The following is a 14,968-nucleotide window of genomic DNA, read 5'->3' on the forward strand; positions in this document are numbered from 1 at the left end:
TGTGATCCCGTGAGCGTTGGGGCGCCGGTTGCGGCCGGCGTCGAGTCGTCCATCACACGGCACCCTGTCATCGGTGTTCCTGCGTGTTGCGAAGTTGTCGTTCGACGGTCGATCGGCAATGCTGATGCGCATGACGGATGACAGCGGGGGGACGAGGCGTTCGCGGCGTCCGTCGACGGTGCGGAACAGACACCGCTCCACCGCTGAGCAGACTGAACGGCCGGCGCCGGGATCACGGCCGGACCCGGGGGGACGGCCGGCCTCGGGAGTGGTGGCGGCCGTGCTGCCCGGACGCCGCACGGTGCGCGGCCGCGTCCTCGCGATGATGCTCGCCTTCATGGCGGCCGGGCTGGTGGCCGCGGGCACGGTGACCTACACGTCCCAGTTCGAGGAGCTGGAGAACCGGGTCGACCTGGAGCTCCGCCAGGAGATCGACGAGCTCGCACTCGTGGCGCAGCAGTCGATGGAGCAGTCCCCCCTGGGGCTCGAGGAGCTCCTCCACGCCGCGACCGGGTCCGTGGCGCCCGGGGAGTACGAATCGGTCATCGCCCTGGTGGACGGTTCACCGCGCTTCCAGCCGGAGGACGTCCCCTACACCCTTTCCGAGCAGGCCGTCCTCGCGCAGATCCGTGCCGCCTACGTGCCCGGCCGCACCGTGTTCGTGGACCTCACCGTCGACGGCGAGATCCATCGCGCGGCGGTCGCGGCCGTGTCCGTCGCGGGGGACGACCGCGAAGGGATCTTCGTCGTCGCGAACCGGATCTCCGTCCAGCGGGACGCTGTCTGGCGGTCCGCGGGCGTCTATGCCGGCACCTCGCTCGCGCTGCTCATCGTCGCCGCGGTCGCCGGACACCTGGTGAGCGGCCGCCTCATGCGTCCGCTGGGCGAGCTGCGCGAGGCGACGGAGTCGATCACCCCCGACGACCTCGACATGCGCGTGACAGTGCCGGACGGCGACGACGACGTCGCCTCCCTGGCCCGAACGTTCAACACGATGCTCGACCGGATCGACGAGGGGTTCGTCGAACAGCGCCGCTTCATGAGCGACGTGAGCCACGAGCTGCGCACACCGCTCACGATCATCCGCGGCACCATGGAGACGACCGACCTCGCCGATCCGGACGACGTGGCGGAGAGTCGGCAGATCGCGCTCGAAGAGGTCGAGCGCATGGACAAGCTGGTGAGCGACCTGTCGACGCTGGCCAAGGCGCGTCGCCCCGATTTCATCCACACCGCCCCCGTCGATCTCGCGCAGCTGGGAGCCCGCGTCCTCGCCCGCATCGAGCACCTCGGGGACCGGGACTGGGTCCTCGAATCCGATGCGCAGGGCGTCGTCATGGCCGACAGCGACCGCCTCATCCAGGCCGTCGTGCAGCTGGCAGCGAACGCGGTGCGCTTCAGCGCGGACGGTTCGCGGATCAGGCTGCGGGTCACCTCGGTCGGTCGCAGGCCGCGGCCGGGTGCCGCGGAGGCGGGACCGCGCAGCGTGCTCATCGCACTGCGGGATGCGGGCACCGGCATCCCCGCCGACAGGATCGACACGATCTTCGAGCGGTTCGTGCAGGTGGACGCGAGCGGCAGCGCGTACGGCAGCGGTCTGGGACTGTCGATCGTCAAGGCGATCGCAGAGGGCCACGGCGGCCGTGTGCAGGTCGATTCGAAGCCCGGCATCGGGTCGGAATTCTCTCTCATCCTCCCGCTGTTCGAGGTGCCCCCGGTGCCGTCGTCGCCCCCGCCAGCGGCTCCCGCACCTCCACGGTCCCCGGCACCGCCGCTCCCCCCGCGACCCCCGGGTCCGCCGAGGACCGCACAACCACCCGGGTCCCCGAACCCACCGGGGTCTCCGAGCCCGCACGGGTCCCAGCCGCCCCGGCCGGCCTCACCACCACCCCTGAACGCACCCCCGGCTCCTGCTCACCCCCCGACACGGAGGCACACATGAGGATCCTCGTCGCCGAGGACGAGCCCCGCATCTCCCGGTTCGTCTCCCGCGGCCTCAAGGCCAGCGGGTACACCCCCACCGTCGTCGACGACGGGATCACCGCACTCGACTACGCGAGCAGCGGCGATTTCGACCTGCTCGTGCTCGACGTCGGCCTGCCCCGGATGGACGGCTTCACCGTGCTCCGCAACCTGCGCGAACTCGGGTCGACCATCCCCGTCATCATCGTGACCGCCCGTGATTCCGTCGAGGACACGGTGCACGGACTGGAGGGGGGTGCGGACGACTACCTGTCGAAGCCGTTCCGCTTCGAGGAGCTGCTGGCGCGCATCCGTCTGCGCGCCCGCCCCGCAGCGGGCGCCGGGAGCGCACCCGTGGAACCGTCCCAGGACGTGCTCGTCTCCGGGGGGCTCACCCTCAACATGCGCACGCGGTCCATCGAAGCGGCGACGGACACGGGGACCCACCGGATCGAGCTGAGCGCCCGCGAATACTCGATGGCGCTCATGTTCTTCGAGCATCCCGGGCAGGTGCTCAGCCGCGAGCAGCTGCTGTCGCGGGTGTGGGGCTACGACTACGACGGGGCGTCCAACGTCGTCGACGTGTATGTCGGGTACCTGCGCAAGAAGTTGGGAGCCGACGTGATCGTCACGGTCCGCGGCTCCGGTTACCGACTGGCCGAGCGATGAGAGATCTCTCATCGCCGCTTCACAGCCGCCTTACCCGCGGCTGAGAAGGTTGACGACATGAAGAAGGTTCAGGTGCCTGTCCTGGTCGGCGCCGCCGGCCTCGTGGCGGCGGCCGCCTTCGTGATGGTCCCTCTGGCGGACGACAGCAGCAGCACCGCGCCCGGGATCAGTGTGGGTGAGCCGACGGAGGAGCCCACACCGTCACCTGTGGAGGGGAACGAGGTCTTCATCAAGTCCGAGGACGGCACCGTCACCCGCAAGAACCCGGACGGTGCCCCTTCGAGCAGCGCTCTGCTCGAAGAGAAGGACGCACCGGCTCCCGCATCTCGCGGTGGATCCCGTTCCGACGACTCCCATGAGGTCTGTGAGTGGGACGACGGGGAGTGGGACTGCGACGACGCAGACGACGACGATGACTATGACGACGCAGACGATGACGACGATGACGACGACGATGATGAAGACTGAGGACCGCTTCCCGGACGCCTCTGCCTGAGTGCGTGCCTCCCTGCGACGATGGGACGAGGGCGCGGGTGCCTGGCACCCGTGCGGCCCGTTCGGAACGCATGAGAGGACACAGCATGAGCGCGAACACCCCTGCAGACATCCCGGCGGTCACCTGGCAGAGGGACGGCGACGTCGCCGTCGTGACGCTTGCGAACCCGCCGGTCAACGGCCTGTCGGACCGGGTGCGCGAAGGCCTCGCCGCGGCCGTCGCGGACATCGAGGCCGCGGACGGCCTGGCAGGTGTCGTCCTGGTCGGTGAGGGCCGCGGCTTCTGCGGCGGTGCCGACGTCCGCCAGTTCAACACGCCCGCCGCATCCGCGGAGCCGCGACTGCGGGACGTGCTCGCACGCCTGGTGCGGCTTCCCGTTCCGGTGGTCGCCGCGATCCACGGGTTCGCGCTGGGCGGGGGCCTCGAGCTGGCGCTGGGCGCCCACTATCGGCTGGCGGAGAAGGAGGCGACGATCGGGCTGACCGAGGTGACGCTGGGGCTCATCCCCGGGGGTGGCGGCACGCAGCGGCTGCCGCGGCTCATCGGGGCGGGCCCCGCACTGGAGGTCATTCAGGCGGGTGCCCGCCTCACAGCCGCGGAGGCCGCCGCCCACGGAATCGTCGACGGGCTCTTCGACGGCGACCCCGTCGCTGCCGGGACGGAATTCGTGCGGACGAAGGCGGCCTCGGACGCGGTCCATCCTGTGCTCGACGACGCCGAGGTCCCGGACGCCGCCGCGGTCGATCTCGCCGCCGCACGGGCGAAGGCGGGCCGCAACCGCCGCAACGCGCGTGCCCAGCTCGCCTCGATCGACGCGGTGGAGAACGCGACACGGCTGCCCATCGAGGAGGGCCTCGATGCGGAGCGGACGCTCTTCACGGAACTCGTCGAGGGGCCGGAGTCGAAGGCGCTGCGCCACCTCTTCTTCGCGGAGCGCACTGCGACCCGCATCGAGGCGCTCCCACGCGACACCCCTGTCCGCACGATCGAGTCCGCCGCCGTCATCGGGTCCGGGACGATGGGCGCGGGCATCGCGATGGCGCTCGCGGACGCGGGCGTCCCCGTCACGGTTGTCGACACGACGGAGGAGGCGATCGACCGCGCGCGGGGACGGATCGAGGCCAACTACGAGTCCTCGGCGAAGAAGGGCCGTATCGACGACGCCGAGGCGTCCGCCCGCACCCAGCGCATCACGCTCACCACGGTGCAGGCGGACGCGGGGACTGCGGACATCGTCATCGAAGCGGTCTTCGAGGACCTGGACGTCAAGCGGCAGGTGTTCGGTCAGCTCGACGCCGTCATGAAGGACGGGGCGATCCTCGCGACGAACACGTCCCGGCTGGACGTCGACCGGATCGCGGAGGCGACGACGCGGCCGCAGGACGTCATCGGGCTGCACTTCTTCAGCCCCGCGAACATCATGAAGCTGCTGGAGGTCGTCCAGGGGGAGAAGACTGCGGACGACGTCCTTGCCACGTCGATGGCGCTCGCACAGCGGATCGGCAAGCAGCCGGTGCTGTCGCAGGTGGGGGAGGGCTTCATCGGCAACCGCATGCTGTCGCCCTACCGCCGGGAGGCGGAGCAGCTGCTGGAACACGGTGCGAGCCCCCGCCAGGTCGACGAGGCGATCGAGGGCTTCGGATTCGCGATGGGGCCCTTCGCCATGGCTGATCTGGCCGGGATCGACGTGGGTGAGGCCGGCCGGCGCACCTTCCGGGAGACCGCCTCACCCGTCGAACTCGCGTCGCTGTCGGACGTCGCGACGAAGCTGTACGAGGCGGGCCGGTACGGGCAGAAGACCGGTGCCGGCTTCTACCGGTACGTCGAAGGGGACCGCACGCGCTACGACGATCCCTTCGTCCAGGAGGTCATCGAGGAGTGCGCGAGGGAATCCGGGATCACCCGGCGGACGGTCGCGGACGAGGAGATCGTCGAACGCTGCGTCCTGGCGCTCGTGAACGAAGGGGCGAAGCTGCTGGACGAGGGGATCGCACAGCGGGCGTCCGACGTCGACGTCGTCTGGATCGCCGGCTACAACTTCCCGGCCTTCCGGGGCGGACCCATGTACTACGCGCAGACACTGGGGCTGGAGACCGTCGTCGCACGCATGCGTGAGTTCCAGGAGACGATCGGGGAGTACTGGAGGCCCGCGGACCTCCTGGTGCGACTGGTGGAGGCGGGCCGGACCGACTTCAGCGACCTCACCGTCTGAGGAGCGGCAGCCGGGGCGATGGACGCGCGGGCCGCGGACGCTAGCATGGAGCGGTGAGTTCACAGCCTTCATCCGGCGTCCGCGCCTCGGACAGCCCGAACAGCCCCGGATTCCTCGACCGCTTCTTCGAGATATCGACCCGCAACTCGAGTGTGGGCCGCGAGGTCCGCGGTGGTGTCGCGACGTTCTTCTCGATGGCGTACATCGTCATCCTGAACCCGCTGATCCTGGGGACCGTCGCGGATTCCGCGGGCGAATTCCTGGGTGGCGGCGACATCCCCAACCTCGCGGCCGTCGCGGCGGCGACCTCCCTGGTGTCCGGGCTGCTCACGATCCTCATGGGACTCGTGGGCAACTTCCCGATGGCCGTGTCGTCCAGCCTGGGGCTGTCCGCGCTGCTCACCTACGGCATCGTCGCACTGCCGGGGATGACGTGGGCGGACGCGATGGGTCTGGTCGTCATCGAGGGCGTCATCCTCCTCATCCTCGTCCTCACCGGCTTCCGCACCGCGATCTTCAACGCGGTGCCCGCCCAGCTCAAGACCGCGATCAGTGTGGGCATCGGCCTGTTCATCGCGATGATCGGCATGATCAACGCGGGCTTCATCTCCTACGAGGGCGGGCCCGGGTTCCAGCTGGGGATGGGCGGCTACATCTCCGGCTGGCCGCTCATCATCTTCCTCATCGCACTGTTCGCCCTGTTCGTCATGTGGGCGTCCGGGGTGCGCGGCGCGATCCTCCTGTCGATCATCGGGGCGACCGTCATCGCGCTGGTCCTCGAAGCGGTCTTCGCCATCGGGCCGAAGACCGGCGACGACGGGGAGATCGCGAACGAGCACGGCTGGGGACTGTCCGTCCCGACGCTCGACCAAGAGTGGTTCACGCTGCCCGACCTGTCCGTCCTGGGTTCCTTCAACGTCCTGGGCTCCTGGCAGCACATCGGCATCGTCGCGGCGGCCCTGGCGGTGTTCACGATGCTGCTCGCGAACTTCTTCGACCTGCTGGGGACGATGGTGGCGGTGTCGAAGACCGGTGGCATCGAGGACGAGAACGGCGAGATCCCGCACAGCAAGCGGATCATGGTGGCGGACGCGCTGGGTGCGATCGGCGGCGGCATGGGCGGCACCTCGTCGAACTCCGGCTTCATCGAGTCGACCGTGGGCGCCGGTGACGGTGCGCGGACGGGGCTCGCGAACGTCGTGACCGGGGTGCTGTTCCTCGCGACGATCCTCCTGGCACCGCTCGCCGGGGTCATCCCCACGGAGGCCGCCGCGCCCACGCTGGTGCTCGTGGGCTTCCTCATGATGCAGCAGATCACGCAGATCGACTGGAAGGACCTCGAGCTCGCGATCCCGGCGTACATGACGATCGTCATGATGCCGTTCTCCTACTCGATCACCAACGGGATCGGTGCGGGCTTCGTCACCTTCGTCATCATCAAGCTGGTCCGCGGCAAGTTCCGCGAGGTGCACCCGCTCATGCTGCTCACCAGTGTGCTCTTCGCCGTCTACTTCATCTCCGGGCCCCTGCAGGACCTGCTGGGCGCAGCCTGAGGCTCAGGCGCTTGGCGTCGTCCCGGCGTCGGCGTCCCCGCGCACCTCAGCATCGGCGTCCCCGCACACCGGGGTGAGGGTCGGCAGCTTCGCGACCAGGCCGTCGCCGCTCGACACGCCGCGCAGCCGGCGCGACACCCAGGGCGCCAGGTGGGTGCGCACCCACGCGGTCTCCTCCGTGACGGCCTGGCGCACGGGGCGCCCGGGACGTTCCGGCATGGCGAAGCCGCGTCGTGTGCCGGCCGTGCCCTCGAGTGTCGCGAGTGCCTGTCGCGACACGAGTTCGTGACCGGCGGCGCTCAGGTGGATGCGGTCGTCCGCCCACATCTGGGTGGCGTAGAGCTCGCGCAGGCCCCACAGGTCGAGCATGTAGCAGCCGTGCCGCTGCGCGATCGTCCACAGGTGGCTGTTGTAGGTGGCGACGCGTGGGCGCACCGCCCGCAGGAGCGGTGAGGCGGTCTCGGTGTCGAACCCGTTCGCCATGAGGACGGCGATCCCCGCTTCGCGCAGCTGCACGACGGCGGCCTCGAGTTCGTCCGCCAGGTCGTCGATGTTCGTGTACGGCCGCAGGCAGTCGTTGCCGCCGGTGCAGATGCTCACGAGGTCCGGGGCCAGTTCGAGTGCGCGGGGCAGCTGTTCGGAGAGCACCTGGTCGGTGAGTCTGCCGCGGATGGCGAGGTTCGCGTAGGTGAGGTCGGGGGAGCCCGCCGGCGAGGTGACGAGCTGTTCCGCGAGCCGGTCCGCCCAGCCTCGGAATCCATCGGTGGCGGGGTCGGAGTGCTCGGGGTCGTCCGCGAAGTCCATGAGGCCCTCCGTGAACGAGTCGCCGATCGCGACGTAGCTTCTGAAGGTGGCGGTCACTGTGATCTCTCCTGGTGGGGTGAGTGTGAGGAGCCATCCTATTCCGGGAACCGCTACCGTTGACCACAACCCGCACCATTCGTTCTTTGGAGGCACCGTGTATCGTTCCGTCCCCGTTCCGGCCGTGCGTGATCTGGCAGTGGTCGGTGCTCGCATCCTGCCCGTCGCAGATGCCGCCGGTCGTCGTGTCGCTCCCGTCGAAGACGGCGTGCTCATCGTCCGCTCCGGCCGCATCGAGGCCGTGGGCACCGCCGCCGAGGTCCCGGTCCCGTCGGACGTCGACGTCATCGACGGGGCCGGGATGGTCCTCACCCCCGGCCTCGTGGAGGCCCACGGTCACCTGGGGGTCGCCGAGGACGGCGAGGGCTGGGCCGGCGAGGACACCAACGAGATGACGATCGTGGACGGGGCGAAGCTCCGTGCACTCGATGCGATCAACCCGGCGGAGGTGGGGTTCAAGGACGCGCTGCGCGGCGGTGTCACGAGTGCGGTCATCAAGCCGGGTTCCGGCAACCCGATCGGCGGTCGCACCGCCGCTGTGAAGACGTGGGGGCGGGTCGTCGACGAGATGGTGATCCGTGAGGACGTGTCCGTGAAGTCCGCGCTGGGTGAGAACCCGAAGCGGGTCCACGGGGAGAAGGGCCGCATGCCGTCGGTCCGCATGGGTGTCGCCGCCGCGATCCGGGAGGCGTTCGTCGCCGCGCAGAACTATGTCGCGGCCCGGGCGCAGGCGGAGGAGGACGGGAAGCCGTTCGACCGCGACCTCGGCAAGGAGACGCTCGCCGCGGTGTTGGACGGCACCCTCATCTGGGACCAGCACTGCCATCGCGCCGACGACATCGCCACGGCCGTCCGCCTGTCCGAGGAGTTCGGCTACCGCCTGGTGGTCAACCACGGCACGGAGGGTCACATCCTCCCGGAATACCTGGCGGACAAGGGCATCGATGTGATCGTCGGGCCGCTCATGACGGCCCGGTCGAAGGTCGAGCTGAGGAACCGCACGCTCGCGACGCCGGCGGCGCTCGCCAACGCGGGAGTCCGCATCGCGCTCACGACGGACCACCCCGTCATCCCCATCAACTTCCTCATCCACGAGGCGTCGCTCGCGGTCAAGGAGGGGCTGGACCCGACCGTGGCGCTGGAGTCCCTCACGATCAACCCCGCGGCGATGCTGGGACTGGACGACCGGATCGGTGCGCTGGCCCCGGGCCTCGACGCGGACTTCGCGCTGTGGACGCAGGACCCGTTGGAGCTGGAGGCCCGCGCCGCACGCGTGTTCGTCGACGGCCGTGAGGTCTTCCGCTACGACGACGGGACCGGTATGGGCGACGTCGCCGACCCGTTCGGCGCCACCCGCATCGCGGAACCCGGCCGCACCGCCTAGTCCACTGCCCGCTCGTCCGGGCCGCAGTCCGATCCCCGACCCCGACCCGGACGGCCGGTCTCAGCCCGAACGACCAGTCTCAGCCCGTACAGTCGGGCTCCTCGCCCACACGTCCGCGACCACTGTCAGCACGACTGAGCCAGGAGGCGACAGAACCCAGTGACCCAGCACGACCGGCCCCGCCGATCCGCCAGGATGAGGCCCTTCGACCCCGCACCTGTCGCAGGGTCCGATGAAGCGACCCCGGAAGCGTCCCGGGGGAGCGGTTCCGAAGCGGGGACGGCGCCGACCGGAGGACAGCCGCCCCCGTCGGAAGTGGGCACCCCACCGCGATCCGAGGTCGGGACGGCGCCGCGGTCGGAGCCGGGCACCGTGCCGACCACCGGCCGACTGCAGTCCGAGGCCGGGACCGTGCCCCGGACCGGGACCTCGGGCGCGGAGTCGAGGGGTTCGCGGCGCGCCCGGGTGAGCGGTCTGCTTGGGCGGACACGACCGCCCGGCTCCGCCCACGCAGCCCGCGCCGCCCAGCAGATCGCCCGGCGGGCGGTGACGAAGATCGTCGAGGACCCCGCGCCCACGACGCAGCCGATCCCGATCGTCGCGGTGCTGCGCGGCACCCCGTACTCCGCACCGGTGCAGGCGACGGCGAAGAGCGAGGACGAGGCACGGATGATCCTCGACCTCGCGGTCGACATGGGGCAGATGATGCTGCGCGCCGGCGCGTCGTCGCAGGACGTCGAGGTGTCCGCAATTGCGACGTGCACCGCGTGCGGACTGTCGACCGCGGAGATCGACCTCACGTCGAACTCCCTCACGGTCCACTACACGGACCCCGAGGGCCGGATGCTCACCGTCATGCGGGTCAACCGCGAGGACTCCGTGCACTTCGCGAAGCTGTCCGCGATCCACGCGCTGGTGACGGACCTCGTCGACGGCCGGATCGACTACGAGCGAGCACGCGAGCGCCTCGACGCGATCCGCAAGCAGAAGCGCCCCTACCCCGAGTGGCTGGTCGACATCGCGTGGGGCGCCCTCGTCGCGGGTGTCGTCAACCTGGTCGGGGGATCGCTCGTGTCCTCACTGCTGGGGTTCCTCATCGCGATCGCGAACCAGCGCTTCGGTGCGGTGCTGGGGAGGACCGGGATGCCCGGGTTCTTCATCACCGTCATCCAGGCGACCGTCATCACGGTGGTGGGGATGGGCGCCGCGACACTCGAACTCATCGCCAGACCCCAGTTCCTGGTCGCCGCGGGCATCATCCTCCTGCTGCCCACGATGGCACTGGTGTCGTCGGTGCAGGACGCGCTCACGGAGTTCCCCCTCACCGCGTCCGGACGCGTCATCACCGTGGGGCTCACGTTCGCCGCGATCGTCACGGGCATCGCGACCGGCATCATGATCGGGGAGGCCGCGGGCCTGCGGACGATCGAGGTGATCCTGCCCGCGACGGGCACACGGTTCCTCACGACCCTGCTGTCGATGGTGGCGGCGCTGCTCGTCGCCGCGGGCGGGGCGGTCGGCATGCAGGCCCAGAAGCGCCTCCTCGTCCCCGCCGCCGTCATCGGGCTCGCAGGGTTCTTGATCATGGTCGCCTGCCTGGTCGCGGGGGTGAACGGCATCCTCACGAGCTTCCTGTCCTCGACGCTCGTGGGTCTGCTCGCCCGGCCCGTCGCCCACCGGTTCGGGGCACCCGCGATCGCCCTCGTGGTCCCCGGCATCTACCCGCTGCTGTCCGGACTCTCCATCTTCAACGCCGCCTACCTCATCGTGCAGCCGGAGGAGGCGGTGGGCCTCTCGCAGGGGCTGTCGTCGCTCTTCACCGCGGTGACGGTGAATGCGGCACTCGCCGTGGGCGCCGTGTTCGGCACGTTCCTCGCGACATGGATGCCCTACGGACAGGGGCGCCGTGCGAAGGCGGTCGACACAGCCGTGGACAAGGCGGAGACGATGGATTCGGCGACCTTCGAGCGCGTCACCCCCGACGACGGAGCTCAGCGGTAGGAAGTCGCGACCAGCCGGGTCTCAGGCGTCCAGCCGCCAGTCCACCGGCGGTGCCCCCATCTCCTCGAGCAGTGCGTTCGTGCGGGAGAAGGGACGCGAACCGAAGAACCCGCGGGACGCGGACAGCGGCGACGGGTGCGGGGATTCGACGCAGGGGATCCCCTCCAGTCGCGGTTTGAGCGACTGCGCGTCCCGCCCCCAGAGGATCGCGACGAGCGGTGCGCCCTCCTGCGTCCGCCTCTCCACGAGGGCTTCGATCGCACGGTCCGTCACGTCCTCCCAGCCGCGGCCCCGGTGGGACGCCGGTGCTCCCGGCGACACCGTGAGACAGCGGTTGAGGAGCATGACCCCCTGCCGCGACCACGCGCGCAGATCGCCATGCGGCGCAGGTGGGACGCCGAGGTCGTCGTGCAGCTCCCGATAGATGTTCGTGAGCGAGCGGGGGAGCGGGCGGACGTCCGGAGCGACGGAGAACGACAGCCCGATCGGGTGGCCTGGAGTCGGATAGGGATCCTGGCCGACGACGAGGACCCGGACCTCGGCGAGGGGTTCGCGGAACGCGGCGAGGACGTCCCCACCTGCGGGGAGGTAGTCTCTGCCCGCCCGCGTCTCCTCCCGCAGGAAATCGCCCATGCGGCGGATCGCGGGTTCGACGGGGGCGAGCGCCTCCGCCCAGTCGGGGGCGATGAGGGTGTCGAGCGGTGCGGGAGGATTCATGCGCCCAGGCTACGACGACCGGCGGCCGCGCGGTCCGTGGGGCTCTGTCGCACGGTCCGCGGGGCTCGGCCGCACAGGCGGTGTGCGGGCCTGTGCACCGACAGGGGATCGCGTCTGCGGGCGCACGTCGATATGCTCGAACAGGTTCAGTGTCGAATGCGCACGCGAAGCTTTCAAGGAGGCGGAATGACCGGGTTCCCGGAGAAGAAGCACTATCCGATGCTCATCGGCGGCGAGTGGGTCGATGCACTCGACGGCGAGACGTCGGACGTCATCACCCCGATCGACCGCAACGTGGTCATCGCGACGGTCCCCCGCGGCAAGGAAGCGGACGCGGACCGCGCCGTCGAAGCCGCGCAGAAGGCGTTCCCCGGCTGGGCGGGCCTCCACTTCAAGGAGCGCCAGAAGCTCCTCCTCAAGGCCGCGGACGCACTCGAGGCGAAGGTCGAGGACCTCGCACAGCTCACCGCGGTGGACACGGGCAACGCCCTGCGCACGCAGGCGCGCCCCGAAGCGCAGACGCTCGTCGACCTCTTTCGCTTCATGGGCGGTGTCGCCGGTGAGGTGAAGGGCACGGTCCTGCCCGCGGGCGACGACCAGCTGCAGTACACCCGCCGTGAGCCCCTGGGCGTGGTCGCGGGGATCCTCCCGTGGAACTCGCCGCTCATGATCGCGGGCTTCAAGACCCCCGCCGCGCTGGCCGCCGGCAACACGCTGGTGCTCAAGTGCGCGGAGGATGCGCCGCTCACGATCCTCGAGATGGGCCGCATCATCAGCGACATCCTCCCGGCGGGCGTGCTCAACATCGTCACCGGCAAGGGCTCCGTCATCGGTGAGCGCCTGGCCGTCCACCCGGACGTCGCCAAGGTCTCCTTCACCGGTTCGACACCGGTGGGCCGCCACCTGGCAGAGGTCGCGGGGCGCCGCCTCGCGCACACGTCGATGGAGCTGGGCGGCAAGTCGCCCACCGTCGTCTTCCCGGATTCGGACACGGACGAGGTCGCGGACCAGGTGGTCCTCTCCACCCGCTTCGCACGCCAGGGGCAGTCCTGCACGTCCGGCTCGCGCCTCTTCATCCACGAGGACATCTACGATTCGTTCCTCGCGAAGGTCGTCGACCGCATCTCGAAGATGACGGTGGGCGACCCGCGCGACGAGGCGAGCGACATCGGTGCCGTCAACTCGGAGAAGCAGTGGAACACCATCCAGAGCTACATCGAGATCGGTGAGTCGATGGAGGGCGTCGAGGTCGCCTACGACGGCCGCACGTCACTCGAGGTGGGCGAGCCCGGCTACTACCACGCCCCGATCATCTTCTCGAAGGCGCGCAACGACTGGCAGACCAGCCAGGAGGAGATCTTCGGCCCGGTGCTGTCCGTCATCCCGTGGTCGGACGTCGACGACGTCGTGGACATGGCGAACGACAGCGAGTTCGGCCTCGCCGCGTTCGTGTTCAGCAAGGACATCGACCGCGCGATCTCGACCGGCAACCGCATCCAGTCCGGCTGGGTCCAGATCAACCAGGGCGGCGGCCAGATGGTCGGCCAGTCCTACGGCGGCTACAAGCAGTCCGGTCTGGGCCGTGAGGCCTCGCTCGAGGGGATGCTCGAGGGCTTCACCCAGATCAAGCAGGTGAACGTCAAGCTGCGTTGACGGTCGTCCGCATGTCGCCGAGGCGCCGGTCACCTGCGGGGTGACCGGCGCCTCGGCGGTGGGAGGTGGCCCCGCAGCAGTGAGGTCCGCAGGTAGACTCTGCGGCGAGGGAGGTGTCCATGACGGAGAAGACGCAGGAGCAGGACGCGCAGAACGAGGGCGGCGAGGGGCTCGCGGAGCTCGACGCCGCCATCCTCGAGTTCGAGCGCACGTGGTTCACGTACGGCGGTGCGAAGGACCACGCGATCCGTGAACGCTTCGACCTGAGTGCCGGAGCGTACTTCCAGCGTCTGGCCGTCCTCCTGGACGATCCCCGTGCGTACGCGCACGATCCCATTCTCATCAAGCGGCTGCGTCGAATCCGTGACTCCCGGCAGCGCAGCCGTTCGGACGCCCGCATCGCGCGCTGAGGAGTCGACACGTGTCCACATACCCCGAAGACGAATTCGACCGGCTCCCACCCACCGGGCGCCGCGGTGCCCACCGGCGGGACGACGGGATCGGCAGGCGCGGTGCCTACGTCCTCATCGCGGTGGTCGCCGTCGTCGCGATCCTCCTGGTCGTCGGTGTCTTCAACATCATCCGCACCTCCTTCTCTGACCCGGAGGAGCAGGTGGCGCCGCCGGCCGTCGAGCAGACGGAATCGCCTGACGAGGACCCGACGGAGGATGCCGACGATTCCGTCGCGGCGGTCGACCGGGAGGCGGTCGTCGTCGCCGTGTTCAACGGCTCCGGGGTGACCGGCGCGGGAGCGGCGTTCGCGGAGGCGACGGAGGCGAACGGCTGGATCGTCGACGAGGTCGGCAACTACCAGACGCCGGATCCGTCCTCGACCGTCTACTACTCCACGGCGGACCAGGAGGTGCAGGCCGCGGCGCTGGCCGAAGAGCTGGGGATCGAGCAGATCGAGGAGTCGGGCGACTTCTCCGCGGACCTCACCGTCGTTGTCGCGTCCGACATCGCAGAGCAGGGCCCGCCGGATGCGGGAGGCGGGACGGCCGCACCCGAAGAAGGTGCCGACGGCTGATCCGACCGGGTCGGCCACCCCGATGGCGAGGCTGATCGAACGATAATTATAACGAGTCGGTAACGGCAAGTGGGCTTGTCGACTGGTCGCGAGGCTCGGGGCTAGGCTGACCTCTGGCATACAGCGGGGGCGGTCAATGGAGGACCGTCGTCGCACGGCAGTGAATGGAGCAGCACGAATGGCCCAGGGAACAGTGAAGTGGTTCAACGCGGAGAAGGGCTACGGCTTCATCACCGCAGCAGCGGACGAGAGCGAGATCTTCGTCCACTGGTCCGCCATCGAGATGGACGGCTACCGTTCGCTCGAAGAGGGCCAGGCGGTGGAGTTCACCGTCGGTCAGGGTGAGAAGGGTCCGCAGGCCGAGGCCGTCAAGCCGCTCTGAACGAGCACGGCGCCGGAGGGCGTCCGGAGTTCCGCAGTTCCGCCGTGGGGG

The 14,968-nt window shown here is 69.8% G+C and carries 13 protein-coding genes; 11 read left to right on the forward strand and 2 right to left on the reverse strand.

Annotation, left to right across the window (positions count from 1 at the left end):
• Positions 1-280 precede the first annotated feature (280 nt).
• The 5 genes from JFC09_RS16710 (at position 281) to JFC09_RS11185 (ending at position 6,892) form a co-directional block, all read left to right on the forward strand.
• A complete protein-coding gene (locus JFC09_RS16710) occupies positions 281-1,942 on the forward strand; it encodes a sensor histidine kinase (protein WP_332839745.1) in 1,662 nt (553 codons plus the stop codon).
• A complete protein-coding gene (locus JFC09_RS11170; RefSeq protein ID WP_198394113.1) occupies positions 1,939-2,631 on the forward strand; it encodes a response regulator transcription factor in 693 nt (230 codons plus the stop codon). Before JFC09_RS16710 ends, JFC09_RS11170 begins: the two co-directional genes overlap by 4 nt.
• Positions 2,632-2,688: 57 nt before the next feature.
• The gene (locus JFC09_RS11175) at positions 2,689-3,099 is read left to right on the forward strand and encodes a hypothetical protein (protein ID WP_198394114.1); all 411 of its coding nucleotides are present in this window, start codon (positions 2,689-2,691) and stop codon (positions 3,097-3,099) included.
• Between the two features lie 113 nt (positions 3,100-3,212).
• Positions 3,213-5,339 (forward strand): 3-hydroxyacyl-CoA dehydrogenase NAD-binding domain-containing protein, encoded by a 2,127-nt coding sequence (locus JFC09_RS11180; RefSeq protein WP_198394115.1) that lies wholly within the window; start codon positions 3,213-3,215, stop codon positions 5,337-5,339.
• A gap of 53 nt (positions 5,340-5,392) precedes the next feature.
• On the forward strand, positions 5,393-6,892 hold the full coding sequence (locus tag JFC09_RS11185) for an NCS2 family permease (RefSeq protein ID WP_198394116.1): 1,500 nt from the start codon (positions 5,393-5,395) through the stop codon (positions 6,890-6,892).
• Positions 6,893-6,895: 3 nt separating this feature from the next.
• Here JFC09_RS11185 and JFC09_RS11190 read toward each other — a convergent pair whose 3' ends face one another.
• A complete protein-coding gene (locus JFC09_RS11190; RefSeq protein WP_332839746.1) occupies positions 6,896-7,753 on the reverse strand; it encodes an SGNH/GDSL hydrolase family protein in 858 nt (285 codons plus the stop codon).
• A gap of 97 nt (positions 7,754-7,850) precedes the next feature.
• On the opposite strand from JFC09_RS11190, the gene JFC09_RS11195 reads away from it, so the two are divergent.
• Together JFC09_RS11195 and JFC09_RS11200 are read left to right on the forward strand one after the other, a co-directional pair.
• Positions 7,851-9,137, forward strand: coding sequence for an amidohydrolase (locus tag JFC09_RS11195; protein ID WP_198394117.1), 1,287 nt, complete (start codon positions 7,851-7,853; stop codon positions 9,135-9,137).
• Between the two features lie 159 nt (positions 9,138-9,296).
• Entirely contained in the window at positions 9,297-11,138 is a 1,842-nt protein-coding gene (locus tag JFC09_RS11200; protein ID WP_332839747.1) for a threonine/serine exporter family protein, read from the forward strand.
• 21 nt (positions 11,139-11,159) lie between these two features.
• On the opposite strand, the gene JFC09_RS11205 is transcribed toward JFC09_RS11200, so the two are convergent.
• Positions 11,160-11,855 carry a uracil-DNA glycosylase gene (locus JFC09_RS11205; protein WP_198394118.1) on the reverse strand — a complete coding sequence of 232 codons (696 nt, stop codon included), beginning with the start codon at positions 11,853-11,855 and terminating at the stop codon, positions 11,160-11,162.
• Positions 11,856-12,041: 186 nt separating this feature from the next.
• On the opposite strand from JFC09_RS11205, the gene JFC09_RS11210 reads away from it, so the two are divergent.
• The 4 genes from JFC09_RS11210 to JFC09_RS11225 all read left to right on the forward strand — a co-directional run bounded on the left by JFC09_RS11210 (position 12,042) and on the right by JFC09_RS11225 (position 14,917).
• Complete coding sequence (locus JFC09_RS11210) at positions 12,042-13,508, forward strand: aldehyde dehydrogenase family protein (RefSeq protein ID WP_198394119.1); 1,467 nt, start codon at positions 12,042-12,044, stop codon at positions 13,506-13,508.
• 119 nt (positions 13,509-13,627) lie between these two features.
• On the forward strand, positions 13,628-13,918 hold the full coding sequence (locus tag JFC09_RS11215; protein ID WP_198394120.1) for a DUF3263 domain-containing protein: 291 nt from the start codon (positions 13,628-13,630) through the stop codon (positions 13,916-13,918).
• An 11-nt stretch (positions 13,919-13,929) separates the two neighbouring features.
• Positions 13,930-14,535 (forward strand): LytR C-terminal domain-containing protein, encoded by a 606-nt coding sequence (locus JFC09_RS11220; protein WP_198394121.1) that lies wholly within the window; start codon positions 13,930-13,932, stop codon positions 14,533-14,535.
• Between the two features lie 178 nt (positions 14,536-14,713).
• Entirely contained in the window at positions 14,714-14,917 is a 204-nt protein-coding gene (locus JFC09_RS11225; protein WP_198394122.1) for a cold-shock protein, read from the forward strand.
• Positions 14,918-14,968: the final 51 nt, after the last annotated feature.

Source organism: Brevibacterium yomogidense (assembly GCF_016107685.1).
Classification (GTDB): Bacteria; Actinomycetota; Actinomycetes; order Actinomycetales; family Brevibacteriaceae; genus Brevibacterium; species Brevibacterium yomogidense.

Bases quoted from the DNA above. Each gene is read 5' to 3' on its own strand.
- JFC09_RS11210 (WP_198394119.1), top strand. From the start codon at position 12,042: ATGACCGGGTTCCCGGAGAAGAAGCACTATCCGATGCTCATCGGCGGC.
- JFC09_RS11175 (WP_198394114.1), top strand. From the start codon at position 2,689: ATGAAGAAGGTTCAGGTGCCTGTCCTGGTCGGCGCCGCCGGCCTCGTG.
- JFC09_RS11225 (WP_198394122.1), top strand. From the start codon at position 14,714: ATGGCCCAGGGAACAGTGAAGTGGTTCAACGCGGAGAAGGGCTACGGC.
- JFC09_RS11180 (WP_198394115.1), top strand. From the start codon at position 3,213: ATGAGCGCGAACACCCCTGCAGACATCCCGGCGGTCACCTGGCAGAGG.
- JFC09_RS11170 (WP_198394113.1), top strand. From the start codon at position 1,939: ATGAGGATCCTCGTCGCCGAGGACGAGCCCCGCATCTCCCGGTTCGTC.
- JFC09_RS11205 (WP_198394118.1), bottom strand. From the start codon at position 11,855: ATGAATCCTCCCGCACCGCTCGACACCCTCATCGCCCCCGACTGGGCG.
- JFC09_RS11215 (WP_198394120.1), top strand. From the start codon at position 13,628: ATGACGGAGAAGACGCAGGAGCAGGACGCGCAGAACGAGGGCGGCGAG.